26 protein-coding genes and 1 riboswitch are annotated in these 26,842 nt (G+C 38.4%); of the genes, 2 read left to right on the top strand and 24 right to left on the bottom strand.

Annotated features, from left to right (window positions below; genetic code table 11):
* Window positions 1-89 precede the first annotated feature (89 nt).
* The 7 genes from ACTU7M_RS03600 to ACTU7M_RS03570 all read right to left on the bottom strand — a co-directional run bounded on the left by ACTU7M_RS03600 (window position 90) and on the right by ACTU7M_RS03570 (window position 7,261).
* On the bottom strand, window positions 90-368 hold the full coding sequence (locus ACTU7M_RS03600) for an HU family DNA-binding protein (RefSeq protein ID WP_166063586.1): 279 nt from the start codon (window positions 366-368) through the stop codon (window positions 90-92).
* Between the two features lie 192 nt (window positions 369-560).
* On the bottom strand, window positions 561-1,874 hold the full coding sequence (gene der, locus ACTU7M_RS03595) for a ribosome biogenesis GTPase Der (RefSeq protein ID WP_443473007.1): 1,314 nt from the start codon (window positions 1,872-1,874) through the stop codon (window positions 561-563).
* Between the two features lie 83 nt (window positions 1,875-1,957).
* Window positions 1,958-3,199, bottom strand: a complete 1,242-nt coding sequence (gene rpsA / locus ACTU7M_RS03590; RefSeq protein ID WP_443473006.1) for a 30S ribosomal protein S1 — start codon at window positions 3,197-3,199, stop codon at window positions 1,958-1,960.
* A 160-nt stretch (window positions 3,200-3,359) separates the two neighbouring features.
* Window positions 3,360-4,031 carry a (d)CMP kinase gene (cmk, locus tag ACTU7M_RS03585; RefSeq protein WP_443473005.1) on the bottom strand — a complete coding sequence of 224 codons (672 nt, stop codon included), beginning with the start codon at window positions 4,029-4,031 and terminating at the stop codon, window positions 3,360-3,362.
* Between the two features lie 72 nt (window positions 4,032-4,103).
* Window positions 4,104-4,703: a LysM peptidoglycan-binding domain-containing protein gene (locus ACTU7M_RS03580; RefSeq protein WP_443473004.1), complete on the bottom strand. Its 600-nt coding sequence runs from the start codon at window positions 4,701-4,703 to the stop codon at window positions 4,104-4,106.
* A gap of 67 nt (window positions 4,704-4,770) precedes the next feature.
* Entirely contained in the window at window positions 4,771-6,222 is a 1,452-nt protein-coding gene (locus ACTU7M_RS03575) for a RecQ family ATP-dependent DNA helicase (protein ID WP_443473003.1), read from the bottom strand.
* The gene (locus ACTU7M_RS03570; RefSeq protein ID WP_443473002.1) at window positions 6,209-7,261 is read right to left on the bottom strand and encodes a helix-turn-helix domain-containing protein; all 1,053 of its coding nucleotides are present in this window, start codon (window positions 7,259-7,261) and stop codon (window positions 6,209-6,211) included. Before ACTU7M_RS03570 ends, ACTU7M_RS03575 begins: the two co-directional genes overlap by 14 nt.
* A 43-nt stretch (window positions 7,262-7,304) precedes the next feature.
* Here ACTU7M_RS03570 and ACTU7M_RS03565 point away from each other — a divergent pair, with 43 nt between their 5' ends.
* Window positions 7,305-7,529: a ferredoxin gene (locus ACTU7M_RS03565; protein ID WP_443473001.1), complete on the top strand. Its 225-nt coding sequence runs from the start codon at window positions 7,305-7,307 to the stop codon at window positions 7,527-7,529.
* Between the two features lie 120 nt (window positions 7,530-7,649).
* Here the strand turns inward: ACTU7M_RS03565 and ACTU7M_RS03560 are convergent, their stop codons facing one another.
* The 15 genes from ACTU7M_RS03560 to dnaE all read right to left on the bottom strand — a co-directional run bounded on the left by ACTU7M_RS03560 (window position 7,650) and on the right by dnaE (window position 24,386).
* Window positions 7,650-8,225, bottom strand: coding sequence for an ECF transporter S component (locus ACTU7M_RS03560; protein ID WP_443473000.1), 576 nt, complete (start codon window positions 8,223-8,225; stop codon window positions 7,650-7,652).
* Between the two features lie 130 nt (window positions 8,226-8,355).
* Window positions 8,356-8,487: riboswitch (FMN riboswitch) on the bottom strand.
* A gap of 85 nt (window positions 8,488-8,572) precedes the next feature.
* The gene (locus ACTU7M_RS03555; RefSeq protein WP_443472999.1) at window positions 8,573-10,312 is read right to left on the bottom strand and encodes an ATP-binding protein; all 1,740 of its coding nucleotides are present in this window, start codon (window positions 10,310-10,312) and stop codon (window positions 8,573-8,575) included.
* 37 nt (window positions 10,313-10,349) lie between these two features.
* Window positions 10,350-11,051, bottom strand: coding sequence for a response regulator transcription factor (locus ACTU7M_RS03550; protein WP_443472998.1), 702 nt, complete (start codon window positions 11,049-11,051; stop codon window positions 10,350-10,352).
* A gap of 31 nt (window positions 11,052-11,082) precedes the next feature.
* A complete protein-coding gene (locus ACTU7M_RS03545; protein ID WP_443472997.1) occupies window positions 11,083-11,814 on the bottom strand; it encodes a pseudouridine synthase in 732 nt (243 codons plus the stop codon).
* Window positions 11,815-11,822: 8 nt separating this feature from the next.
* Complete coding sequence (gene scpB / locus ACTU7M_RS03540) at window positions 11,823-12,407, bottom strand: SMC-Scp complex subunit ScpB (protein ID WP_443472996.1); 585 nt, start codon at window positions 12,405-12,407, stop codon at window positions 11,823-11,825.
* Window positions 12,407-13,177, bottom strand: coding sequence for a segregation and condensation protein A (locus ACTU7M_RS03535; protein ID WP_443472995.1), 771 nt, complete (start codon window positions 13,175-13,177; stop codon window positions 12,407-12,409). The genes scpB and ACTU7M_RS03535 overlap by 1 nt, the downstream gene beginning before the upstream one ends.
* Window positions 13,174-13,560 carry a GNAT family N-acetyltransferase gene (locus ACTU7M_RS03530; RefSeq protein ID WP_443472994.1) on the bottom strand — a complete coding sequence of 129 codons (387 nt, stop codon included), beginning with the start codon at window positions 13,558-13,560 and terminating at the stop codon, window positions 13,174-13,176. Before ACTU7M_RS03530 ends, ACTU7M_RS03535 begins: the two co-directional genes overlap by 4 nt.
* A gap of 112 nt (window positions 13,561-13,672) precedes the next feature.
* Window positions 13,673-14,491 (bottom strand): purine-nucleoside phosphorylase, encoded by an 819-nt coding sequence (locus ACTU7M_RS03525; RefSeq protein ID WP_443472993.1) that lies wholly within the window; start codon window positions 14,489-14,491, stop codon window positions 13,673-13,675.
* Between the two features lie 23 nt (window positions 14,492-14,514).
* Window positions 14,515-15,687, bottom strand: a complete 1,173-nt coding sequence (gene deoB, locus ACTU7M_RS03520; protein ID WP_443472992.1) for a phosphopentomutase — start codon at window positions 15,685-15,687, stop codon at window positions 14,515-14,517.
* Between the two features lie 14 nt (window positions 15,688-15,701).
* Entirely contained in the window at window positions 15,702-16,592 is an 891-nt protein-coding gene (xerD, locus tag ACTU7M_RS03515; RefSeq protein WP_443472991.1) for a site-specific tyrosine recombinase XerD, read from the bottom strand.
* On the bottom strand, window positions 16,585-17,052 hold the full coding sequence (fur, locus tag ACTU7M_RS03510; RefSeq protein WP_443472990.1) for a ferric iron uptake transcriptional regulator: 468 nt from the start codon (window positions 17,050-17,052) through the stop codon (window positions 16,585-16,587). The genes xerD and fur overlap by 8 nt, the downstream gene beginning before the upstream one ends.
* 19 nt (window positions 17,053-17,071) lie before the next feature.
* Complete coding sequence (locus ACTU7M_RS03505) at window positions 17,072-17,944, bottom strand: CvfB family protein (RefSeq protein WP_443472989.1); 873 nt, start codon at window positions 17,942-17,944, stop codon at window positions 17,072-17,074.
* A 193-nt stretch (window positions 17,945-18,137) separates the two neighbouring features.
* Window positions 18,138-19,895 (bottom strand): pyruvate kinase, encoded by a 1,758-nt coding sequence (pyk, locus tag ACTU7M_RS03500; protein ID WP_443472988.1) that lies wholly within the window; start codon window positions 19,893-19,895, stop codon window positions 18,138-18,140.
* Between the two features lie 37 nt (window positions 19,896-19,932).
* Window positions 19,933-20,895: a 6-phosphofructokinase gene (gene pfkA, locus ACTU7M_RS03495; protein ID WP_443472987.1), complete on the bottom strand. Its 963-nt coding sequence runs from the start codon at window positions 20,893-20,895 to the stop codon at window positions 19,933-19,935.
* A 161-nt stretch (window positions 20,896-21,056) separates the two neighbouring features.
* On the bottom strand, window positions 21,057-24,386 hold the full coding sequence (gene dnaE / locus ACTU7M_RS03490) for a DNA polymerase III subunit alpha (protein ID WP_443472986.1): 3,330 nt from the start codon (window positions 24,384-24,386) through the stop codon (window positions 21,057-21,059).
* Between the two features lie 132 nt (window positions 24,387-24,518).
* On the opposite strand from dnaE, the gene ACTU7M_RS03485 reads away from it, so the two are divergent.
* Window positions 24,519-24,701 carry a YjzD family protein gene (locus ACTU7M_RS03485; RefSeq protein WP_443472985.1) on the top strand — a complete coding sequence of 61 codons (183 nt, stop codon included), beginning with the start codon at window positions 24,519-24,521 and terminating at the stop codon, window positions 24,699-24,701.
* Window positions 24,702-24,758: 57 nt separating this feature from the next.
* On the opposite strand, the gene queA is transcribed toward ACTU7M_RS03485, so the two are convergent.
* Entirely contained in the window at window positions 24,759-25,790 is a 1,032-nt protein-coding gene (gene queA, locus ACTU7M_RS03480; protein WP_443472984.1) for a tRNA preQ1(34) S-adenosylmethionine ribosyltransferase-isomerase QueA, read from the bottom strand.
* Window positions 25,791-25,822: 32 nt separating this feature from the next.
* The gene (gene ruvB / locus ACTU7M_RS03475) at window positions 25,823-26,830 is read right to left on the bottom strand and encodes a Holliday junction branch migration DNA helicase RuvB (RefSeq protein WP_443472983.1); all 1,008 of its coding nucleotides are present in this window, start codon (window positions 26,828-26,830) and stop codon (window positions 25,823-25,825) included.
* Window positions 26,831-26,842 lie beyond the last annotated feature (12 nt).

The following is a 26,842-nucleotide window of genomic DNA, read 5'->3' as shown; positions in this document are numbered from 1 at the left end:
ATAATCTTATAATCCTGGCTCTTTATATTCTTTTAAGTTGCAATTTTAAACAAAAAAACCGCAGACAGGAGTCTACGGTTCTTTTATTATTAGTTCTTAACTGCATCTTTCAATGCTTTACCTGGTTTGAAGGCTGGAACTTTACTTGCTTCGATTTGGATTTCTTCCCCAGTTTGAGGGTTACGTCCTTTACGAGCAGCGCGCTCACGAACTTCAAAGTTACCAAATCCGATAACTTGAACTTTTTCACCGCTTGCTAAAGTTTCTTGAATCACTTCAAACAATGCATCTACAGTAGCTGTAACTTCCTTTTTTGTAAGGTTTGTTTTTCCAGCAACTTTTTCGATCAATTCTGCTTTATTTGCCATATTGTCTTTTCACCTCCTGCCAAAAAAAGAAGATTCCATGTTCTTACTTCATAACAACATGTTAACTACTTTTGAGTGGTCCAAAAATAGTGAAGTGAAATACCATGTTTGTTAGGTGATTTCTTATAAAGAATATCATAGAAAACCTATCACTGCAACGATTATCGGCCTTTTTCCTCGATTTTGACTGCTTTATTTTTTCTGGCGGGCAATCACTCGGAATGGTGTTCCTTCAAATTCAAAGTTTTTCCGAATTTGGTTCTCGATATAACGTTCGTAAGAAAAATGCAACAATTCAGGTTCGTTCACAAACAGAACAAAAGTAGGTGGTTTCACTGCTACTTGAGTCGCATAGTAAATCTTTAATCTTCTACCTTTGTCGGTAGGTGTAGGATTGCGTGCGATAGAATCCATTAGAACATCATTCAATAATGACGAAGAAATACGACGTGTTTGTGACTCATTGATTGCCTTGATTTTCTCAGGAATTTGCACAAGACGTTGTTTCGTTATAGCTGAAACATATAATATCGGAGCATAAGATAGATATTGGAATTCGTCCCTGATTTCTGTTTCGAATTCTTTCATTGTGTGGTTATCTTTTTCGATTTTATCCCACTTGTTAACAATAATTATGATTCCTTTGCCTGCTTCATGCGCGTAGCCAGCAACTTTCTTGTCTTGCTCCTGGATACCTTCTTCCGCATTCAAAACCATCAAAACGACATCCGAACGATCAATCGCTCGCAATGAACGCATCACGCTGAATTTTTCTGTGCTCTCGCTGATTTTACCTTTTTTACGAATTCCAGCAGTATCAATCATCCGGAAGCGTGTCCCTTCATCATCCACAAAAGAAGTATCTATGGCATCACGGGTTGTTCCGGCAATATCAGATACAATAACACGCTCTTCTCCTAAAATGGCATTGACCAATGAGGATTTACCAACATTAGGACGACCAATCAAGCAAAAGTTAATAACATCTTCTTCTGCTGCTAATTCTTCATCAGAAGGAAATTCGGCAATGACCGCATCCAACATATCCCCTAAGCCAAGACCATGACTACCTGAAATAGGATATGGTTCTCCAAGTCCTAAACTATAAAATTCAAAAACTTCTGCCCGCATTTCCGGATTATCCGCTTTGTTAACTGCTAAAATAACAGGTTTTCCGGATCGATACAAAATCCGAGCCACGTTTTCATCAGCATCTGTAATCCCTTCTCTTACACTTGTAATAAACAGGATAACGTCCGCTTCTTCCATGGCTACTTGTGCTTGCAGTTTAATTTGGGACATAAAAGGTTCATCTTTTATATCGATACCGCCTGTATCAATAATGTCAAATGTTCTTCCCATCCACTCACCTTGGGCATAAATGCGGTCACGCGTAACTCCGGGAATATCTTCGACGATGGAAATCCGCTCTCCCGCCAATCGATTAAAAATGGTTGATTTTCCGACATTAGGTTTCCCTACGATTGCTAAAACAGGATTTGGCATTTTCATCACTCCCTAAAAATTTAATTATATTCATCAAAAAGGACAGAGACAAAAGTCCCCGCCCCTTTTGTAATATCATATGGTTATTCGTTATCTTGCAAATCTTTTAATTGATCACCTAGTACATCCCCAAGCGTGAAACCTGAATCGTCTTCGCTATCTGTTTGGTATGTTTCAGTGTATTCTTCTTCAGGAACATCTGTCCCTTTGTCTTGTAAAGCTTTAATACTTAGGGATAAACGATGTTCTTCCGGTTTTACATCCAAGACTTTCACTTCAATTTCTTGACCTTCTTGCAATACTTCATGTGGAGTTGCAATATGTTGGTGAGAAATTTGAGAAATGTGTACAAGTCCTTCAACACCTGGGAAAACTTCCACGAAAGCACCAAAACTAGTCAAACGTTTTACTGTACCTGTATGAACAGAATCGATTGGAGCTTTTTCCGCAACTGTTTCCCATGGTCCAGGAAGCGTATCTTTGATACTCAAGGAAACTCTTCCTTTTTCTTTGTCTACTGAAAGGATTTTTACATTAACTTTTTGACCAATTTCTAAAACGTCTCCTGGTGTACTTACATGTTCATGAGCAATTTGGGAAATATGAACCAAACCGTCCACGCCACCTAAATCGACGAATGCACCAAAATTCGTCAAACGAGCAACCGTTCCTTCAACTGTATCTCCTTCAACCAATGTTTCCATACGTTCTTCACTCATAGCCTCTTTTTCAGCCATTGCAACAGCTTTATGAGACAGAATCAAACGATTTTCACTTGGCTCAAGTTCCACGATCTTAAATTTCAAAGTTTTTCCTTTGTAGTCAGAGAAATCTTCAACAAAGTACTCTTCTACCATGGATGCTGGTACGAATCCGCGTACACCTACGTCTACTACAAGACCGCCTTTAACAACATCTTTAACTGGCGCTTCAATGTATTCATTATTTTCAAATTTTTGTTGGATATCTTTCCAGACTTTCTTAGCATCAATACGACGTTTTGAAAGTAGGAAACTTCCATTTTCTTTATCTTTAATTTGTTTAATAACGACTACCTCAACAACGTCTCCGACGTTCAAGATTTCCGTTACTTCATCGAAAGGTTTAGCAGATAACTCTTTGTAAGGAATAACTCCTTCAACTCCGCGTCCCTTAATACCAACGATGGCTTGGTTGTCTTCAATCGCTAGAACTTCGGCTTGAACTGTATCGCCCACTTCTAGTGGTGGATATGCATTTAACATATCATCCATTGTCATTTCACCATTTTCTTGTGATGATTCAACCTCTTCGTTCAATTCTGGATTTTCATTGTATTCTGACATCTGACTTTTCCTCCCCGGTATCTAAATTACTGGTAGTAGTAGATGATTACTTACTAAATCATCTTGAACTCCCACTTGTAAACGTATAACCATATACTACCATTTTAACATTTACTTCATATAACGTCCAGTAATCTTGATTTTTCAAAAGTTTAGCTGTCTAATTTTTATCTTTTTCAACCATTTCCAGGACGGTTTCAACAACTTCATCAATTGACAATTTCGTAGAATCCAGCTCCACTGCATCTTCTGCTTTTCTTAAAGGCGATGCTTCACGGTTCATATCATAATGATCACGGGCTTTCATATCTTCCGTTAACTTATCCAGTGAGACATCCATGCCTTTTTCGATGGATTCGCGATAACGTCTCAAAGCGCGTTCTTCCGCTGAGGCCACTAGGTAAATTTTTAAGTCAGCATTTGGTAAAACAACTGTCCCGATGTCACGGCCGTCCATCACAATACCGCCGTCCTGAGCGATTTTTTGTTGTCTTGCAACCATTTCAGCACGAACTTTTTCATGTGAGGAAACAAGGCTGACATTTTGCGTGACATCCAAAGAACGTATTGCCTCAGTCACGTCCTCTCCGTTCAGAAATACCTTTTGCTCCCCTTTACTTTGATCAAAACTGATTTGGGTTTCATTCAGAAGATCCAAAAGAGAAGACTCATTTTCAAGGTTAAGCTTACCCCTTATTCCAGCAAGCGTCAAAACGCGATACATGGCACCCGTATCAAGGTAAATGAGACCTAACCGTGCTGCAATTTTTTTCGCAATTGTACTTTTCCCAGCTGAAGCTGGTCCATCTATGGCTATATTATAGTGTTCCAAGTAATATCCTCCCGAATAAATAGAGCAAGGTCTGCGATTAACGCAGACCTTGAAGCTCCGTTTCTATACTATCTACTTAACTTTTAAGACCGAGCCAACCTCAATGCTATCAGCATAAATACCATTAATGGATTTCAAAACATCCAAATCCATGCCATGATTTAAAGCAATACGGTATAAATTATCACCAGTCTGGACAACGTATGTATTTGTATATTCTTCATCTGGTTGCGGTACGGACTCCGGTTCTTCTATACTTTCATCCGGTTTTGATTCTACTGATTCCTCAGAAGAGCTGCTAGATTCATCTTCTTCAGACTGCGTTGATTCGCTGCTTGAACTCTCAGCTGATTTTTCTTCACTACTTTCCACTTCGGAACTTTCGATTTCGCTACTGGTTTCTTCAGACTCAGAATCACTTTTTTGTTTATTTACCATTACCTGTTCAGGCGTTTGGGGATCTGGGGTAGTCCGCGTTCTTTCACTCCAATAATATGTTGCAAATGGAATAATGAGCAAGGCTAGAAAAAGAAACAAGAGCACTTTATATAATGGCGCTACTTCTTGATTTTTAGATTTCCGAGCTGAGCGGGAATATTTTCTGTTGTTGAAGTTTTCGTCTTCGCCAAATCGGCGTGACCATGGCTCTTCGTGATTGTTTTTCGTACTCATCTAACTTTTCCTCCTAAAGATTCATCGCATTTATTGTAGCATATTTTCTTTGCGAAAAAAGGACTTTTCAAAAAAGAAAAAGCCCTTTTATAATTTCTTTCCAATTATTCATATTTTCTCGTTCCGGTCCCTGTATTACTTTTGATGCTTCCATTTCATTTAGCAAGACAGCCGCGTCTTTTTGGCAGACTGAACAACACCATTCCGGCTTCTCATTTTCAGTTTGTTTAAAATAATTTGAAATTGTATCACGTTTACACTCTGGAGTGGTTATTAAATGACCCATTGCTGTAAACTTTGCTACCCTATCTTGAATTCTGTTTTCAACGAGCTGCATTGCCTCATTGGACCTTAGCTTATGAAAAGCGATGATTTTTACCATTGCTAAATCTGAATCCGATAACCCCATTTTCAGGATTTCTTCATTGTTGGATTTAGCTTTTAGAAATTGTTCCGTTAGTTTGGTTTCTCGAATAATTTTATATTTAAAAATAGCGTCTGATTTCGAGTAAAGTAAAGTGGCAATACTCTGCTTTCCGTCTCTTCCTGCTCGACCTATTTCCTGTAAGTACTCTTCTACTGAATTGGGCATGTGGTAGTGAATAACAAAGCGGATATTTTCTTTATTAATCCCCATGCCAAATGCTGATGTGGCACAGATAACATCTAATTCGCCATTTAAAAATTGTCTCTGAACAATCTGGCGATCCTCTGTAGTACGATCTGCATGATAAGTATCAATTCGTAAATGCGTTCTTTGTTTTAACAATTGACACACTTCTTCAGCACGTGGTTTACTGCTGAAGTAAATCACACCAGGAGGTACGTACTCGGACATCATTTCGAGTAATTTATCATCTTTTTCTTGTCTGTTGACTTCCAATATTTGGTAATAGATATTATCTCTATTTGGACTTGAAAGGTGGATGTCCGTATTTTCACTTTCTAGATGTAGCGCTTTGAGTATTTCATTCCTTACCATTTCTGGAGCAGTCGCTGTCAAGGCGAGAGTCAATGGGTTACCAAGCTTATTTCGTACTTCACCCAGAAAGAGGTAATCGGGCCTAAAATCTAACCCCCACTGTGAAATACAATGGGCTTCATCCACTACAAATAAAGCAATTTTCATATTCATGAATTTTTGCAACAACCATTTTGATTGTAGCATTTCAGGTGAAACAAAAAGAAATTTGTAGGTATCGATTCTACTTTCTACTAGGCGCCTTTCGGTCTGTGAAAGCATGCTGTTTAAAGCAGCCGCTCTTTTTTCACCGGCTTGATTCAATTGCATGACTTGATTGTCCATTAACGAGAGCAGTGGTGAAACAATAATAACCAAACCTTCTATGGAATAACCACAGTACTGATAAATAAGTGATTTCCCTGTTCCGGTTGGTAAAACCGATAAAGTGTGTTGGCCATTCAAAATACTTTGAATTGATTCCATTTGACCAGGTCGGAATGCATCATAAGCAAACCATTTTTTTAATTGATTCAAAAGATACTCATTTTCTTTCATGAGACGTTTCTCCTTTCACTTGCATGAGACGACTTTGAAAAAAAGGTATCCCCGGAAATTTTTCTTGCACATCATTATAATCAATTGCTTTTCCTGCGGTCACTTGGTTATTGACATAATCAATTTGCGAGGCGTCGAGGAACCTTTCAAAGGGAAACGCCTCGTAGAGAATTGCCATTTCAGTCAGGTGATCGTTGATAGTACTTCGTTTCAAAAATCTTTTTTCTGCGATTTGCTCAATCGCAAATCCTGCTTTCCATAATTGATAGGTTTCCTTAGCGCTTTCAGAGCATAGGCCGCCATCTCGTGTTAATTCCTTCAGCAGCGAGGCCAGTAAGGGATAGCCTGAATTACTCATTTCAATTGTCTCAATCAACTGAATCCAATCTTGTTGTAATTGTACGTATACTTCCGTTTCATCAAGGTTATATTTACTACCTATTTGATTATTGGTTAGCTTTGTTTTATGATAACCTTCAAACTGTTCCACGAACATTTCTGGTTTTGATATCTTTGCGTTAACAATTAAATCCATCCATTCTTGACCTAGTTTTTGACAATTCTCATTGGTATTCAAATTATGTTCCTTCAGATATTTTTTTAGCCACCATTGTTCGGATAGCCGTGGTTGAAGTGGTAAATAATTTTTATTGTTATGTATCCGTTCAGATAAAACTTGGGTTAAAAATAAACTACGCGCTTTAAAAGGCGCTAAAACAGCATGATATTTAATACGATTCTTTGTTGGACGAGTATGTGAATCGAAATAATTATCTTTTGCAGCCTTTCCCTCTTCTGTCAAGAACAGTTCAAATGTTAGTAAGTCCGAACGAATAAATTGATTGATTTTTTCTTCAAAAATTGTTGGTTGTAGCTTGGGGAATAAAGAAAAATAGGCTTCTAAGTCCATTCGCATCGCCTGCATCAGGACTGAAACTGTTCTCTTGCCTGTTAAAATGTGAAAAAGAGAATTCACCTTGCGCGCTTCTTCAGTTGAAAATAAATCCAAAAAAAGATAATCTAAATATGTCAGTTCCAATTCCAACACCTCAGTTAAATAATAATAGAAAGATGTGTTCTTTATGCATTATACCAAAATAGATCGTGAATCTTGTATAGCGTGTGGATTATGCCAACTAATTGCCCCAAATCTTTATGTGTACGATGAGAATGGCATTGCTTATACGGTAAAAGATAATAATGCTGGTACAACGCCGATATCAGAAGGAGATTTTGAAGTATTTAAAAAAGCTTATACGAATTGCCCCACAGGAGCTATTCTCCGTTCAAACAGTCCCTTCGAATAAGCTCTATACATATATATATGCAAAAAATGTCGATTTCAATTTAAATAATTTATTTCATCTATCACATACGAAATACCAATAAATAACAAAAAAGAAGCTGATTATCCAGCTTCTTTTTTGTTATTTAATAACCATTAATTTATGTTGTTTTTCTAACCAAGGTCTTAGCTTCGGCATTACTATCATGAAAGCGACACTAACGATAACTCCCTTGATGATATTGAATGGTGCCACACCTGCCACGATGTAATCACGTAAGTTTCCAACGCTAAAGTTTAATATGTTTAAGTACAGAGGCGTAATAATTACCCAATTAGCCAGCGTCATAATCACTGTCAAAGAGAGTGTCCCTGCTATCAAAGCTAATATGAAGCCATTTCTGGACTTTGCTCTTCTCCCAAAATAATAAATAGGAAAACAATAAGAAAGTGTAGCCAGAAAACTTGCAAAATCTCCTATTGGATAGCCCATATCTCCACCAGTTTGAATATAATGCAGAACGGACCGAATAAGAGCCGAAACACTTCCTCCAACTGGACCATACAAAATAAATGAAACCAAAATCGATAAATCGCTAAAATCTATTTTCAAATATGAAAATGCTGGCAATACGGGAAATGCAAAGAACATTAATACAAATGCCAATGCCCCGAATAACGAAATACCTACCAAACGATGTGTCTTTCCTTTTAACATATGAAATCCTCCTGTTGAAACCATCTCAGAGAAGTATTTCAATGATATGAAAAAGAACCCATTTCTCCTGTGTCCTCAAAAAAGAAACTGGGAGAAATGGGTTCATTGGATTATATACATACCAAAGAAACCTAATCTTCTTCCATCCAGACTTTACTGTCGGTACTGGAATTTCACCAGTTCAGCTCATTTTAATTTTAGTAAAAATGAGGTCGTGGACTTTACCACCGGTCGGGAATTACACCCTGCCCTGAAGACGTTTCGATATATTATTTATTTACAATTACTACTATAGCTTATCATTATATGATAGTCAACCATTTAATTCGAATTCTAGATATTTATTTTCAAACATCTTCCAATAAGGGCAAACGTATCATAAATGATGTTCCTTGATTTAATTTACTTTCCACTTCAATTTTTCCACCGTGTTCTTTCACGACAGTCTGAACGAGCGAAAGTCCAATCCCGGATCCATTATTTTTTGGTGAAGTTCTCGCTTTGTCATCTTTATAGAATCGTTCAAAAATGAATGGAATACTTTCCTGGCTAATTCCAATGCCATTATCTGAAATGATGAACAGCAAATCATCAACTAATTCATCCAAGCGTACTTCGATATGAATATACCGTTTTCGACGTGTGCCCTTTTCGGCTGAATAGCGGATGGCGTTGTCGATTAGATTGTAAATAGCATGGTGCATCTTATCTTCATCCATTTGGTAATAACCAATGCCTTCTTCAATTACTAAATCACACGTGATTTCCTCGCGCTGGAGGCTTTCATAAAAACGATTTAACACCTTTTGAAAAAATTCAGGTAGATAGACGAGTTCTTTGGACAGTTTTGAATAACCCGCTTTAATCCGGGATAAGGCTAGTAGACTTGAAATCATATTGCTCATTTGTGTCGCTTCTTCATGAATAATTTTGGCCATTTCATTTTTTTCTTCCAAAGTTTCAGCAATGTCATCTTTTATGGCTTCACTATAACCCTGAATTGTAGCCAACGGTGTCCGCAAATCATGGGAAACATTCGTGATCAAATCTTCCCTGATTGACATCAGTTGCTTATCAGTCGTAATATCTTTTACCAAGAGCAAAATACCATGCGTATCAGCTGATTCATTCAGCTCAACCAGAATAAAGCGTATATCAAAAATCATTTGATTTTGTTGAATCTCCACTTGTTTCATTTCTTTAGAATGACACGTTTCCATAATCAAATCTTCATAAAATTGTTCAATTCCATACCTTCCTTCATCATTTTTGATAAAAGAAGTAAAAAAACGTTGTCCAAGTGTATTTAATTCATGGATTGTGAAATCTTCTTCTACATAAATGACTCCTGTTTCCATAAAATCATAGACATGTTCCAAGAGCTTTCTTTCCTGCGTATTAATTAAGTTACTTGCTTCCAATGTTTTACCTATTTTATTGATGGCAATAGCTAAATTGTCAATTTGATCATTGGACTTTATTTCTATGCTGTTACTGAACTTATTCTCTGAATACTCATAAGCGAGTTCTGTCATTTCCAAAATACGTGTAAAAATCCTTTTATCAAGGAAAAACAAGAGGACAAAAACAATTGTAAACAAAGAAAATACTAGACCAAAATCCAACATTTCCTTATTGTGTACATACACTTCAAATATACTGGCGTCCTTGGACACAAGTAGCGTTCCTGCATCGGTTTTCTTTGCTATCGCGAAAAATGAATAAGGGACATTTTTTTCGTTTTGATAAGAAAAATAAAGCGGCTCTACTTGAGGATTTCTCATAAATTCCAAGCCATCAGAGGAACGTAAGAAATCTGTTTGTATTAACTTCGATAAATCCGTAGAAGTTAACTCTTGATTCAATTCTTGGGATTGGTTTGCTTCAACTAAAATAACACTGACATCAGGAGCAACGTTCAAGTTTTTTTCAACCTGGGTTAATGAGTACCGCACAGAATCCATGTAATCTAATTTTATTGTGCTTTGATAATTCTGACGCTCTAACTGATTAAAAACATTGACAATCACCAGGGTAACGACCATTAGAATAAAAGCACTTCTCAAGATAAGGTTTTTTCTTTTCATTTTTCTCCTCATTCAATCAGACAAGAACCAAAGTTTCTTACTCCCCTTGGATAGGTGAAAATTTGTATCCCGTCCCCCAGACGGTTACAATCATTTTTGCCACTTGGGATGATTTTTTTTGAAGTTTCTCTCTTAGACGTTTAACATGCGTATCCACCGTTCGTAAATCACCAAAATAATCATAACGCCAAACTTCCTTTAGCAGCATTTCCCGAGTGAAAACACGTTCAGGATTACGCACAAAATAGAGGATTAATTCAAATTCTTTCGGTGTCAGGGTTATTGGTTCACCTGCAGCCAATACTAAACGTGATTCTGGATATATTTCTAACTCAGAATATGAGATTATTTCCGGCTCATGATTGTTGACTTTGGTTCGTTTTAATAGGGCACCTACGCGTAACATAACTTCCCTTGGACTAAACGGTTTAACAATATAATCGTCAGCCCCTGCCTGAAACCCTTCCACGCGATGATTTTCTTCTCCCCGGGCTGAAATCATGATAATGGGCGTTTCTTTTATTTTTCTTATCTCCTTGATGATTTGGATGCCATCGATACCTGGTAACATAATATCCAACAAGACCAAATCGTAATCATGTATCTTCATTAAATCCAAAGCGCTAATACCATCGGAAACTTCTTGCGTTTCATAGCCCTCTTTGTTCAAATATAAATTTAACAACTTTCTGATACGTTCTTCATCATCAACTACTAGTATCTTTGCTTTTGTGTTCACCAAATCAATCACCTTCCTTGACAGCAACACATTACTTCTGGGACTGTTGTTTAGCCAGATTCTTCATTTTTTCGACTTCGAAAGCTTTCAAAGGTCGATACATGCCTGGTTGGAGATTATCCAGCGATAAAAAGCCAAACCGCTCTCTTTTTAATTTCGTAACGGGACAGTCAATTGCCGCAAACATTTTCTTGACTTGATGGTTCCAGCCTTCGTGAATTGTAAGCTCAACGACTGCAGTCTTATTTTTTAAGTTTTGTGAAATCAGTCGCGCTTTTGCTTTAGACGTTTTTTTACCATCTATCACTACACCACGCTCTAATTTCAATAACTGCTCTTTGGTAGGGATGCCATTTACTTTAGCTACATACGTTTTCTCTACGTGGTATTTCGGATGCATTAATATATTAGCGAATTCTCCATCATTCGTCATTAATAAGAGACCTGTTGTATCATAATCCAATCTGCCAATCGGATAAATACGTTCTTTGATTCCTTTGAAATAATCATTTACAACGGTCCGATCTTTATCGTCTGAGACAGCTGAGAGTGTATTTTTAGGTTTATAAAACAAATAATAGACAGGCTCTTCACGATAGATAGGCAAGCCATTCACTTCTACTTGATCCCGATTTGAAACTTTGATTCCTAATTCTGTCACGCGTTTTCCATTTACAGTGACGCGCCCTTCTGTAATTAATTCTTCTGCTTTTCTACGCGATGCGATTCCTGCATGAGCGATTACCTTTTGTAGTCTTTCCATTATATCTTTTAACCCTCTTCCTCTGTTATGGGGAAATCTTCCTGATCAAATAAATCAAAAAATTCATCTTCAGCCATTTCAAATAAACCTTCAGCATTAGGTAAATCATCCAAATCTTTTAAGCCAAAATAGTTCATGAAATATTCTGATGTTCCGTAATTTATTGGTCTTCCCGGCGTTTCTGACCTTCCGAGGTCTTTAACCAACCCTCTCAATATTAGCCTTTGTAACATACTTGAGGATTGGACGCCACGAATTTCATCGATTTCAATTCTCGTAATCGGTTGTTTATAGGCTATGATTGCTAACGTTTCAAGAGCTGCTTGTGATAAGTGAGAGGTAAATGGAGAAACTGCATATTGCTTGATCAATTCTGAATATTGCCTTTTGGTGGCCAACTGATACCGATTTCTTGTTTCAATTATTGTTAGTCCGGAGCCCTGATTTTGCTCATAGGCTTGTTTTAGCAAGGATACCAAGTTGTGCGCCTCTAATGGAGTAATTTCTAACAAAGCAGTCATTTCCTCAAGCGTAAGTCCTTCATCACCCGCAACAAACAATAAACTCTCCAAAGAACCAATTTTTTCCTCCATTAATGCTGACCTCCTTCTATCCGTTCCAACAAAATTTCTCCATAAGTTAGCTCTTGCCTAAAAATTATTTTTCGCTCTTTTACCAATTCCAGCATGGCAAGAAAAGTATTGACGATAGCTGTCTTAGTTGGTATTTCGTAAAAAGACGAAAAAGGAATTTTCATTTTTTTGTTTGTTGAAAATTGTTCGAATCGACTTAAGATATGAATCATTGTTTGTTCAACAGATATCGCTTCTTGATTCATTTTTGCTTGTAATGGTTTCTTTTTTTGCAGACGTTGGTACATTTTTTGAAGGGCCTGCAACAAATCTTCACGAGAAACTTCTCCCGCTTCTAAAGGTATCGATTGACGGTAATTGTCCAAATCTGCTGGGAGCTTCGTGAAATATTCACCACGCTCTACTTCCATTTCCTTAAGGACTTTAGCCGCCTCCTGGATCCTTTTATACTCCAATAGCTGTTGAATTAATTCTTCACGCGGATCTTCACCTTCTTCGTAGAAGTCATCTTCAATCTCAATGACTTTCTTAGGTAAAAGCATTCTGCTTTTTATTTCAACTAGCGTAGCAGCCATTAACAAATAATCTCCAGCAATATCAAGACGTAGTTCTTGCATTGCATGAAGATATTGTAAGTATTGCTCTGTTATTTCAGCCATTGGAATATCAAGGATATCTACTTTCAGCTCCTTAATCAAATGCAACAATAGATCAAGCGGACCCTCAAAACTTTCGAGCTTAATAGTTAATGATTCTTGTTCATTCATCATTTTTGGTCCACCGAATCATCTATTTCGTTTAATTTTTGAGCCCATTTTGCAATTATAGGTGCCGTTTCCAACGTTCCATTTATCGCATGATTTGGAAAGAGAGATTGTAATTTATTTAATAATTTATAGACTATTCCTTCATTACGAAAAGAGGGATTTATAGCAACATGCCGGACCAAGGCCACAACATCATTGTATTCCACTCCGATAATACCAACAATATTATCCGTATCGGTATCTTTCCATAAAAACAATTGCTTGTCTTCCGATTGGATATAACTCTCCATTTCATCTTGAAGTCGATCGACCGATTTAAAATCCGCAATATATGAAAGTAGTCCCATCGCTATTTTTTCATAATTCTGGTTATAAGAAATTAACACACTTTTCTCCTCACATCTTTAAAAAATGATTATACAAGATTCCCACTCTGAAAACACAAACGTAACTTTAACACACAGCAATGGGAATCTCAAATAATCAATCAATTACTCTCTAAATAGCACGTAAAGTATTTTTTAGAAGTTCTTTGAATGTTTGATTTACTCTTGTTGTAACTTCTACTACTTCATCGTGGTTAAGGTTCGATTGCATACCTGCAGCCAAGTTTGTGATACATGAAATACCAAAGATACGTAAACCAGAATGACGAGCTACGATTGCTTCCGGAACAGTTGACATCCCAACAGCATCAGCACCAAATGTACGAGCCATAACTATTTCTGCAGGCGTTTCGTAAGTGGGTCCACTAAAGCCCATATATACGCCTTCCTTAAGAGAGACACCCATCTCGGTTGCTACCTCTTTAATTTTTTCTTGATACTCTTTGTCATATGTTTCGCTCATATCTGGGAAGCGCGGTCCCATTTCATCATCGTTTTTACCTATTAATGGGTTTTGTCCTGTGAAGTTAATGTGATCGGTAATAAGCATCAAATCTCCAGGTGTGAAATCAAAATTCGCCCCACCCGCAGCATTTGTCACCCCAATGGAATGTACACCTAACAACTTCATAACACGAACCGGCATAGTAACTTCTTGAATATGATAGCCTTCGTAGAAATGGAAACGTCCTTGCATAGCGATAACTTTTTTACCAGCAAGAGTACCGTAAACCAATTGGCCTTTATGACCTGAAACCGTGGAAGTTGGAAAATTAGGAATATCTTCGTAAGGGACTGCAATTGCATCCATAATTTCATCAGCTAAATCGCCAAGTCCGGATCCCAAAATCAAACCAACTTCAGGATTCAACAATCCTTTTTCTTTTAAAAATTCAGTTGTTTCATGTAATTGCTCAGTTGTTATATTCATTGTTTTATCTCCTACCTTTGAAATTATTTTAATTTGTCCAAGAAACTCTTTCCGTTTTCCGTTTCTTTAACTTCAAAATTGTCCACAATTGTTTGTGCGATGTCTGAGAAATATCCCTGTTCCAGCTTACCGGAAGCAACCATAGATTTACTATACGCCAGCATCGGGACATATTCACGTGTGTGATCGGTGCCAGGTGCCGTCGGGTCATTACCATGATCTGCTGTGATGATTAATAAATCATCTTCTTGGAGAGCATCTAAAATTTCCGGAATACGATTATCAAAATCCTCAATGGCTTGTCCATAACCCGCAACGTTACGACGGTGTCCATAAACGGCATCAAAATCAACCAAATTCAGGAAACTGATACCAGTAAACTCTCTTTTCATGACGTTCAATAGTTGGTCAACGCCATCCATGTTGCTCTTTGTACGCACAGAATCAGTAATGCCTTTTCCATTAAAGATGTCGCTGATTTTACCAATTGCGATAACATCATATCCACCATCTTTTAAATGATCCAAAGCTGTGTCATTAAAAGGACTTAGTGCATAATCATGGCGATTACTTGTACGCGTAAAGTTACCTGGCTCTCCTAAGTAAGGTCTAGCAATGATTCTACCGATCATGTATGGATCGTCCAAAGTAATCTTTCGTGCATATTCACAAATAGCATAAAGTTCTTCCAGAGGTATAATTTCTTCATGAGCCGCTATCTGTAAAACGGAGTCTGCAGAAGTATAAACAATCAAATCCCCGGTTTTCATTTGGTGCTCACCAAATTCGTCAAGAATTTCCGTGCCGCTGGCTGGTTTATTTCCGATAATTTTTCTTTTTGAAAAAGTTTCGATTTTTTCAATCAATTCATCAGGAAAGCCATCAGGGAAGACGCGGAAAGGTGTCTCAATATTCAATCCCATGATTTCCCAATGCCCGGTCATCGTATCTTTACCAACAGAAATTTCTTCTAATTTCGTATTGTAACCAATATAATCTTCAACCGGTTTGATTCCTTTAATATCGGCAACATGTCCCAGTCCCAACTTTTCGAGTTCGGGAATTTCTAATCCTACTGTTTTTGCAATGTTTCCCAGTGTATCAGCCCCTACATCTCCGAATGCTACTGCATCTGGTGCTTCTCCAATTCCTACTGAATCCATTACCACAATGTGAATACGTTTATACTTTTTCATGCGATTTTCTCCCTTCATGCTCTTGGATGGTGTTGTCGATAGGATTCCACCATCCGTTCCTTGCTAATATGGGTATAAATTTGCGTTGTTGAAATATCAGAATGCCCCAAAAGCTCTTGGACAATTCTTAAATCAGCACCATTTTCCAGAATGTGTGTGGCGAATGAATGCCGCAACATGTGTGGCGAGACATTCTTATGAATTCCTGCTTCTTGCACCAGTTTTTTTAAATTTTTCCAAATCCCCTGGCGGCTAAAACCTTTCCCGTGAAAATTAAGAAACAAGTGTGGCGTCTCGGCTCTGCCTTTTGCTAGACTTGGACGGCTTGTCGCGAGGTAAGCTTCCACCCAATAGGTTGCTTCCTCACCCAAAGGTACCAAACGTTCTTTGTCACCTTTACCTATTGTTTGAATGAAACCTAAATCAAGATGTAATTCGGACAAAGTCAAGGTAACCAATTCGCTGACACGTAATCCAGTAGCGTATAAAACTTCCAGAATTGCCCGATCCCTGAGTCCCAACACAGTCTTTGTATCAGGAGTTGACAATAAATGGTCAACCTCGTTCACACTCAAAGATTTCGGCAAGTTTTGCTTTTTTTTAGGCAACTTTAAATCGTCTAATGGATTAATTTTGATAACCTTTTCTTCAACCAAATACTTATGGAATTGACGCAATGCCGATATCATACGACTAATTGAACTCGTTGCGAGTTTTTCAGCGTTCAACATTGTCAAATATTCTTTAACATCTGCTTTAACAACCGCGTCGAAAGAGGCAATCTTTTTAGCGGCCAAGAATGAGGTATATTTATTTAAGTCTCTTTTGTAACTTTGCACGGTATTAACTGCCAGACCTTGTTCGATTCTTAAATGGTGCAAATACTCCTGAATAATATCATCCATTTAATCCACTGTCCCTCTCCAGCGATTGGCAAACTTTACATATCCCATGGAAGGCTAAGCGATGATCCAATATTTTAAACTGGTAATCCGCTTCAATGTTCTTTTCAATCTGACTTAACAAGTCTTCGAAAACTTCCTCAATGACCCCACATCTGGAACAAAGTAAATGATGATGAGAGTGTCCACTGTCTTTTCTTTTTAAATCATAGCGTGCAATACCATCTTCAAAAACGACCTTCTTGACGGCATTTAATTGCGTCAATATTTCCAGTGTTCGGTAGACTGTAGCAAGACCGATATCCGGATGAGTTTGCTTTAATAACATAAAAATTTCTTCTGCGCTAAGATGCGCCGTTTTATTGTCAATCAAAACCTGCACTAAAGCTTCTCTTTGAGGAGTCAATTTAAATCCTGCTCTTTGCAACTGGCTTTTGATATCTGGTAAAGATAGTTGCAACATGATATTCCTCCTCTTTCGATTACTTTTTATTTACAATTAGCTTCGTTTTACCATCTTCTTGAATGATGAGTCGTTCTTTCATTAAACGACCCAAAGCCCGTTTGAATTGTGCTTTGCTAATTCCGAAATAGTCCCGGATTTCATCTGGGTCACTCTTATCATGATACGGTAAGGTATTCGTTGGACTCTTTTGTAACAAAGTTAGAATCATCTGCGCGTCACCTTCCAAAGCCTCATGTACACGTGGTTTTAAGGAAAGATTCAACATACCATGTGGACTAACGCCAATAACACGTGCATTAACTCTTTCCCCTAAACGCGGTTCCATTTCCCGTTCAGTTGGATGGATGAAACCAATGTAATAGTCATCCGTTAAAATGAACGTCCCAACCATTTTGAGGCGATAAACAATTCCTGTTACATCCTTGTTCTTCCAGTCATCGCCTTGTGGTGTTCTCGCTATCGAACGCATAATGTCCTCGTCTGCAAGGACTCCCCATATACGATCTTTTTCATCCACTGATAAGCCGATCATTAATTGATCACCTTTTTTAGGCCATAAGCTTTTTATATCCGAAAGAAAATCCAAAGATAACACAATTTCTTTATCGGGTAAGCCAATATCAACAAAGACACCTAAATCTTTACGGACATCAACAACTTCACCCCATCCGAAATGCCCAACTTGACTCTTGGGAATATTTGTTGTCATTGATAATTCTTTTTTCATGGATTCATATGCAAATCCTTTGACAGTATCACCCAAGTTTAATTTTTCTTCAACAGCTGTTTTTGGCAAACGATAAGTGACCCCATTTTTTTGGACAAAATAATCTTTGTCATTCTCATCTGTTACCAGTGCTGTGATGACTGTACCTAAATCTTTATTCATGTCTTCCTCCATCTGGATTCTGCCTTCGAATCCGCTTTTATTTCGCTTCATTTATGTCTTGCAATGTCTGTTCTCATTTTATCATAATAGGAGGCATTTGTTACACGCTAGCGCATCTTATATAACCAAAAAAACTGGAAAGAATACACAAACCGTGTTTTCTCTCCAGTTCTGTTCACTTCATTATTGGTAATTAGATAGCTGTAGTTGCGCCACGATAGATGATTCCGCGACGAGCGTCAACAGTAATGATTTCACCGTCTTGAACTAGTGAAGTTACATCGTTAGCTCCAACAATTACAGGAATACCTTGTGCAATTGCAATAACAGCTGCGTGGCTTGTTAAGCCGCCAGTTTCAACAACGATTGCGTTTGCTTTTTCAATTGCTGGCATGTAGTCTTTGTCAGTTGTTTTAACAACTAAAATACAATCTTCGGTAGCATTTTTGTTTGCTTCTTCCGCAGAAAGAGCAACAACCGCTTTACCAACAACCGCTTTTTCACCAATCCCTTGACCATTAGCTAATTTTGAACCAATTAGTTGAATTTTCATCAAGTTTGTAGTTCCACGTTCACCAACTGGAACACCAGCAGTGATGATGATTAAATCACCTTCAGTTGCAAAACCACTCTCTTTAGCAGCAACTGTTGCAAGATCCATCATTTCGTCAGTTGAACCTGGTTTTTCTGTTACAAATGGGTAAACGCCATAAGATAACGCTAAACCACGTGCTTGACGGTCAGAGAATGTAACAGCAACGATATGTGCTTTTGGACGGTATTTAGAAATCATACGAGCTGTATGACCTGATTCAGTAGCAGCCACGATTGTTTGGATACCCAAGTTACGAGCTGTATGACCAACTGATTGACCAATTGCTTCAGCCATATCTGTGTTGGAGTATGCTTTCAATGTAAATGCATCACGGCCAACAAGTGCATCTTCTGTACGTTTAGCAATAGTAGCCATCATTGTAACAGCTTCAACTGGGTAATCCCCTGCTGCTGTTTCACCCGAAAGCATAACTGCGTCTGTACCATCGAAAATAGCGTTCGCCACGTCTCCCGCTTCCGCACGTGTAGGACGTGGGTTACGTTGCATGGAATCCAACATTTGTGTTGCAGTGATAACTGGCTTACCAAGACGATTACATTTTTCGATCAACATTTTTTGTGCGATTGGAACATCTTCAGTTGGGATTTCAACACCCAAGTCCCCACGAGCAACCATCAAACCTTGAGAAATTTTCAAGATTTCATCGATGTTATCCACACCTTCTTGGTTTTCGATTTTTGGAATGATTTGAATATGTGTTGCATTGTTTTCTTCCAAAATCTCTGTAATCGCTAGTACATCACTTGCGCGACGAACAAAACTTGCTGCGATAAAATCAACGTCATTCTCGATACCAAATTTAATATCAGAAGCATCTTTTTCTGTAATACCTGGTAAATTAGTGGAAACGCCAGGAACGTTAACACCTTTTTTATTTTTCAAAATTCCGGAGTTTTTAACAAGTGTGACAATTTCACCGTTTGCTTTATCGATTTCAGTTACTTCCAAGTCTACAAGACCGTCATCTAGCAAGATATGGTTACCAACAACAACATCATCAATCAAACCTGGGTAAGAAATTGAGAATTTCTCTTTTGTTCCTTGAACTTCTGTCATTGAGATACGCACTGTTTCGCCAGAAACTAATGATACGATACCATCTTCCATGTTATGTGTACGGATTTCTGGTCCTTTTGTATCAAGTAGGATACCTACCATCTTTCCTGTAATACGGGAAGCTTCGCGTATGTTTTTGATACGTGCTAAATGTTCTTCATGGTCACCATGAGAGAAATTTAAACGTGCCACATTCATACCTGCTTCGATTAATTGTACAAGTGTATCGATTGATTCACTTGCCGGACCAATTGTACATACAATCTTGGTTTTTTTCATAACTTAAAACTCCTCTTTGCAATTATAGTTAAAGAAATCAGAAAGAGATTTCTTTATTGATTTGGTAAAGAGAAAGATACGGAACATCGCGTTTTCTCTCTAATGTCTCTATTATATCATTAAAGACAACTTGAGAACCAACAATCCCGATGCATAGTCCGCCCTTTCCTTCCTCTAGTAATTGTACCGCATTATAACCAAATAAACTACCTAAAACTCGATCTCGTGCCGAAGGAGAGCCTCCTCTTTGAACGTGACCAAGAACTGTAACACGTGTATGGAAGTTTTTGTACTCTTGTAACTTTTCAGCGAATTCATTTCCATTCATTACACCTTCAGCAAGCATAATGATTGTATGTTTTTTACCACGTTTACGACCATCTTCGATTTCCCGGACAACCTCATCCATAGAGAAATCCATTTCTGGAATAATAATGCTCTCTGCACCACTACCGATACCAGACCAAAGTGCGATATCGCCAGCATTCCTACCCATAACCTCAATCACAAATGTGCGAACATGACTTGTTGCTGTATCACGAATTTTATCTACTGAATCAAGAACAGTATTGATGGCAGTATCAAAACCTAATGTATATTCTGTCCCTGGAATATCGTTGTCAATAGTACCTGGAATGCCAATTGTAGGAAAACCTAATTTAGTTAATGCGGCACCGCCACGGTAAGAACCATCTCCACCAATAACGATTAAACCATCAATTCCAAATTTTTTCAATTGCTCAATTCCTTTTTGTTGCCCTTCTATATCCTTGAACTCAGGATAACGTGCTGAGTAAAGCACTGTACCACCACGTGAAATCGTGTCTCCCACGTCATCAACGGTTAGGCGATGAATGTCTCCTGCGACCATTCCGGCATAACCATAATTAATTCCATATACTTCCAATCCATCATAAATCCCTTTACGAACAATTGCTCGAATAGCTGCGTTCATTCCTGGTGCATCTCCACCACTTGTTAAGACTGCAATGCGTTTCACAATATTCACCTCATTATGATTTTAAAAAAATAATTTAAAATAAGTAGTTCCCTTGTCTAGTCGGCAACTAACTTTCACCCTTTATATTACCACTGTTTCCGCTTAAAATCCTGGTATATATCTAAATAATGGCACAATTGTTAACGGTAACAGCGCCTGCATCATTTTACCACAACATTGTCAGAACCAAATAAAGTTTTTATTTTTTTTACCACATTTTCTGAAGCTTCAAATTGATAGCCTTGATCCATTAATATTTTACGATTATGGATGGTGTCCACTAATATAACAGGACTTTTTCCTGGATTTTCTTTTAATATAGTCTTAAGTTTTCCAAACAGCTCATCACCTTCAGAAGTTATCCGAATGTAACACGTCTCTGCTTTTGGAGACCTTTTGGAAAGGTATTCCTCAGGAGTAGTCATTTGTTGAATGATAATGGATTCCTTGTCTTTTCCACGTTTATTATCCAGTTTCCCTTTTAAGATGATTAACTGTCCCTCTTGCAAAAGTTTCAAATGCGCCCGATAGGTTTCGGGAAATAAAGTGGCATTCATCATTCCTGAACCATCAGTCAGTGTCAGAAAAGCCATGTTTTCACCTTTTTTAGTTTGGATTTTTTTTATTTCTCTCACTAATCCCATTGAAAAGTTTGTTTTATTGGGTTCCATCTCCATCAAATACTTAACGTTATCCTCTTTATAAAGAAATTTATATGCATCAATGGGATGCCCGACTAGAGAAATCCCTAAATATTCCTCTTCCATTTCTGCTAATTCAGAAGCTGGAAACTCCTGAACTTCAACATATTTAGGTTCCAGGACTTGAAACAAATCGATATTATTACCACTATAGGCAATACTGGCCATCATCCCTGGTAAGGACTGACTAAGCGTGGCTCGGTTGTATCCAAATGAATCGAGCGTTCCACTGCCGATCAGTGGCATAATCATTTCCGTCTTCAACCATTTTTCAGGTAAACGTCGTAGGAATTGAACGAAATGTTGGAATTTCCCGGCTTGATTTCGTTCAGCCAAGATAGCTTGAACGAAATCACGTCGCAATCCCTTTATACCACCAAGACCAAACTGAATTTTGTTATCAAGTAGAGAAAAACGCCAAGAACTTGAATTAATATTCGGGTAGGTAATTTCCAGGTTTTGCTTTTTAATATCCAGGATATAGTCCTCCATTTTATCCGAATGAGGGTTGACGGAGTTGAGCAAAGCCGCAAAGAAGGCGGCGGGATAATGAACTTTTATATAGGCCATTTGATAGGCGATAAAAGAATAAGCTACCGAATGAGAGCGGTTAAAGCCGTAATTGGCGAATCGTTCTATATAGTCATAGACTTGCTTCGCTGTTTCAATACTATAGTTATTTTTAAGTGCCCCCTCAACGAAATGGTTGCGCTCCCTGTCCAGTGCATCCTTTTGCTTTTTACCAATCGCTCGTCTTAATATATCTGCTTCTCCGAGGGTAAACCCTGCTAGCTCCGAAGCAACTTGCATGACTTGTTCCTGATAAACCATAACTCCATAAGTCACTTTCAAAATGGGCTCTAAATTAGGATGAGGGTACGCAATAACCTGCTTGCCTTTTTTTCGATTAATAAAGGTTTCAATCTGCTCCATTGGACCCGGACGATATAGCGCATTGACAGCTACTAAATCTTCCAAATTTTCCGGTCCCAAACGACGTAAAACATTGCGGATTCCTCTTGATTCAAATTGGAAAATCCCATTTGTATCTGCCTTCCTGAACAAACGCATTGTTTCTTCATCATCAACCGGAATTGAAAAAATGTCTATACTCGTATTCGTTTGCCGCTCCGCAAGTTGGACGGCATCATTTAAAATGGTTAGATTCTTCAATCCCAGAAAGTCCATCTTCAATAGACCGATTTCTTCAATATTTCCCATTGGATACTGGGTTAACAAAAGCTCACCTTCACGATGTTGCAAAGGAACCAAATCCATTAAAGGCTGTTCACAAATAACGATTCCAGCAGCATGGGTTGAAATATGGCGTGGAGAGCCTTCAATTTTTTTTGCAGTCTCAAATAGCAAAGCATTCTTTGTAGAGGCTTGCGTTAATTTTTGCAATGATTGAGACTGGTTCCAGGCATCTTCAAGGCGTATGCCAATTTGAGTTGGTATGGCAGCGGACCATTCGCTCGCTTCCTGGGTTGTTAATCCAAAGACACGAGCTGTATCACGTATAGCCATTTTGGCTGCCAACGTCCCAAAAGTAATAATTTGGGCAACGTGTTCATGACCATACTTATTATGAACATAACGGAGCACTTCATCCCGACGGTCATCTGGAAAGTCCAGATCGATATCCGGCAAGGTATATCTTTCTTTGTTGAGAAATCTTTCAAACAGTAAATTATATGCGATAGGGTCAACATGAGTAATTCGTAATACGAAAGCGACTAAGGAACCGGCTGCAGATCCTCTTCCTGCTCCCGGTAATATTTTGGCATGACGAGCATAATCCATTACATCCCACACGATTAAAAAGTAGTCATCAAAGCCCATTTCATGGATGATGGATAATTCGTAATCCAATCTTTCTTGATAGTGCTTATCAGCCGTTGGAACGCGTTGAGCTAATCCTTCATAGCAAAGTTTCCGTAGATACTCAGCCGTATCCGTCCCTTCTGGTATCGGATAGTGCGGCAATAAGTTTTGATTCAAGGGTAAGTCGATATTAATAGAATTTGCAATCGTTTGCGTTTGTTTGGCTTCATTTTCCAATCCTAATTCTGCAAAACGTTTTGCTGCGTCATGGGCTTCCGGCAAAAAGTATCCACCCACAAGATTTCCTTCTTGAATGTCAAGTTGTTCTCCTTTATCGATTGCCTGAAGAACTTTTGTACTGAAATAGTCACTGGGGTTTAGGTAACGGACATCATGCATCGCTGTAGTTGGGATACCTGTTTTCGCCGCTAAATTGGATAACGGTTTAATCAATGATTCCATCTGCTGATGTGCTTGTATACCCAAATAAAAATGCTGGTCAGCAAAAACTTGCTTCCAGTACAATGCAACCTCTTCCGCTTTTTGAAGTTCATTTTTTTTGATGAATGCTTCTATTTCACCTTTTTCTCCCGGTGTTATGGCAATTACGTCTTCCATACCCATCTCGAAATGTTCTTTCAAGGTAGCTTTATTCCCGGTTGAACGAATAGTTGATAGTGTCATCAACTTTTGGTATCCTCTCAGATTTTTGGCTAAAAGAACGAGCGAAAATTCCTGTTCGGTGTTAACAATACCGGGTATATCCAATTGAATCCCAATAAGTGGCTTCAGCTTGTGTTTAATGCATAATTTAAAAAAGTCTATTTGCCCGTACATGTAATTGATATCTGTTAGGGCAATAGAATTATAGCCTCTTTCTTTGGCTGATTTGACCAAATCTTCCAAAGAAGTGGTTGTTTGTAAAAGAGAATAATGACTGATTACTTGAAGTTGAACGAATGCCATAGCATATATCCCTCCTTCCTATCCGTATTCTATTATAAACGATTGCGAACATTTAAAGTAGCTCCCCTCATCAATAAATTCTTGTGTTATTTTCTAAAAGTGATAAAATTAGCGAGGAGAGAAGGTGCAATAATGAAATATTTGGTAACTTTATTCTGGGGTTTCATTTTAGGCCATGTAGCCTTCTATATCGGAAGTGCTTTGGAAGGAAACGGCTATGATTTTGTAAATGCCTCAATTCTTGGTCTATTCGCTGGCGTTGTGATTATCCTCCTTACAGCAATGTTCCCAAAACAGAAACATTCAGAAGTATAATAAAAGCAAGAGGAGATGAGGAATGTAACAATTCCTCATCTCCTCTTTTATTGTTGGTTATTTTTTTACGAACATTGCATCCCCAAAACTAAAGAAACGATAGCGTTCTTTAATTGCATGGTGATAGGCATGCAGTACATTTTCTCTCCCGGCAAATGCGCTAACCAACATAACAAGTGTTGATTTAGGCAAGTGGAAATTTGTAATGAAACCTTGTACAACCTTAAACGTATAACCGGGTGAAATGAAGATATTTGTCCAGCCACTATCTGCCTGGATATCACCATTGAATTTCGTTCCGATTGTTTCTAAAGTCCGTATCGAAGTGGTCCCTACTGCAATAATGCGTTTCCCTGCTTTTTTAACATCCCGTAGCGTTTGAGCGGATTCTTCAGATAACGAATAGAACTCAGAGTGCATTTCATGACTATCCAGATCTTCCACCGATACAGGCCTAAAGGTACCTAGGCCCACATGCAAGGTTAAATAAACAATGTGGACCCCCTTTTCTTCAGCTTGTTTCAATAATTCTTGCGTAAAATGCAATCCGGCTGTAGGAGCTGCCGCGGAACCATTTTCTTTGGCATAAACAGTTTGATAACGTTCCGCATCATCCAGTCTTTCTTTGATATAAGGTGGTAATGGCATTTCCCCTAGACTCTCTAAAATTTCAAGGAAAATACCCTCATACTGGAATTCAATGATACGACCTCCATGATCCAGCACTTTTTTAACTACAGCTTTCAACAGACCGTCGCCAAAAGAGATAACCGTTCCCACTTTAGCCCGTTTTGCTGGTTTCACCAATGTTTCCCATTCATCACCGTTTGTATTATTTAATAATAAAACTTCTAAGTGAGCACCCGTATCTGGTTTTTCACCATGTAACCGCGCTGGCAATACACGTGTATTGTTCAAAACGAGTGCATCGCCTTCTTCCAATTCATCCATGATAGATGGAAAATGGCGGTCTTCAATTTCTCCGGACAAAGCATCTAAAATCAATAAACGCGACGCCGAACGATCTGCCAAAGGTACTTGGGCAATCAACTCTTCTGGTAATTCAAAATCAAAATCGCTTGTTTTCATATTACTTCCTCAATTCATTTATATGTCTCGCTTCAATTAATGGGTAATTCATATCCCAGATGTTGATAGGCAACCGGTGTCACGATGCGTCCTCGTTGGGTTCGTTTGAGAAAACCGATTTGCAATAAGTACGGTTCATACATATCTTCAATCGTATCGCGATCTTCGCCAATTGTCGCTGCAATCGATCCGATACCAACTGGTCCCCCATGGTAATAGTCAATCATGGTAGTCAAAATTTGCCGATCAATCGCATCCAAACCTTCTTTATCGACCCGGAGCAAGGTCAAGGCCTTATCAGCAAGTGGACTTGATATGATTCCATCCGAATAAACTTGTGTATAATCCCTGACTCGACGCAAGAGTCGGTTGGCAATACGTGGGGTTCCTCTGGAACGACGCGCAATTTCGATAGACCCTTCTTCTTCAATCTCACTATTTAAAACACCCGCTGTCCTGGAAACTATTTTTGTTAAATCCGAAACATCATAGAATTCCATTCGCAAGACGATTCCGAAACGGGCACGTAAAGGAGCAGATAGACTACCGGCTTTCGTTGTCGCCCCTATCAATGTGAAGGGAGGTAGTGAAAAATGAACTGGGCGCGCATTTGAATCTTGACCAATAATAATATCGACAAAATAATCTTCCATCGCCGAGTACAATACTTCTTCAACGATGCGAGGCAAACGGTGGATTTCATCAATAAATAATACATCCCCTGGTTCAAGCTCATTCAAAAGAACCATTAAATCACCCGGTTTTTCAATGGCAGGTCCACTTGTCGTATGGATATTAACATTCATCTCATTAGCAATAACCCGCGCCAGCGTTGTCTTGCCTAGCCCAGGAGGGCCATACAATAAAACATGGTCCAAGGCTTCATTACGCATTTTTGCTGCTTCGATATAAATCTGCAATTCACTCGTTACCTTGGTTTGCCCGATATACTCTTTTAGTGTTTGCGGACGCAAGGACTGCTCAATCGTTTCTTCATTATCTCCAACAACATCACTTGATAGTATGCGAAAGTCGTCCATTATACACCCCTC

The organism is Jeotgalibaca sp. A122 (assembly GCF_052266715.1).
GTDB lineage: Bacteria > Bacillota > Bacilli > Lactobacillales > Aerococcaceae > Jeotgalibaca.
This window is presented reverse-complemented; position numbering and strand designations above follow the sequence as displayed.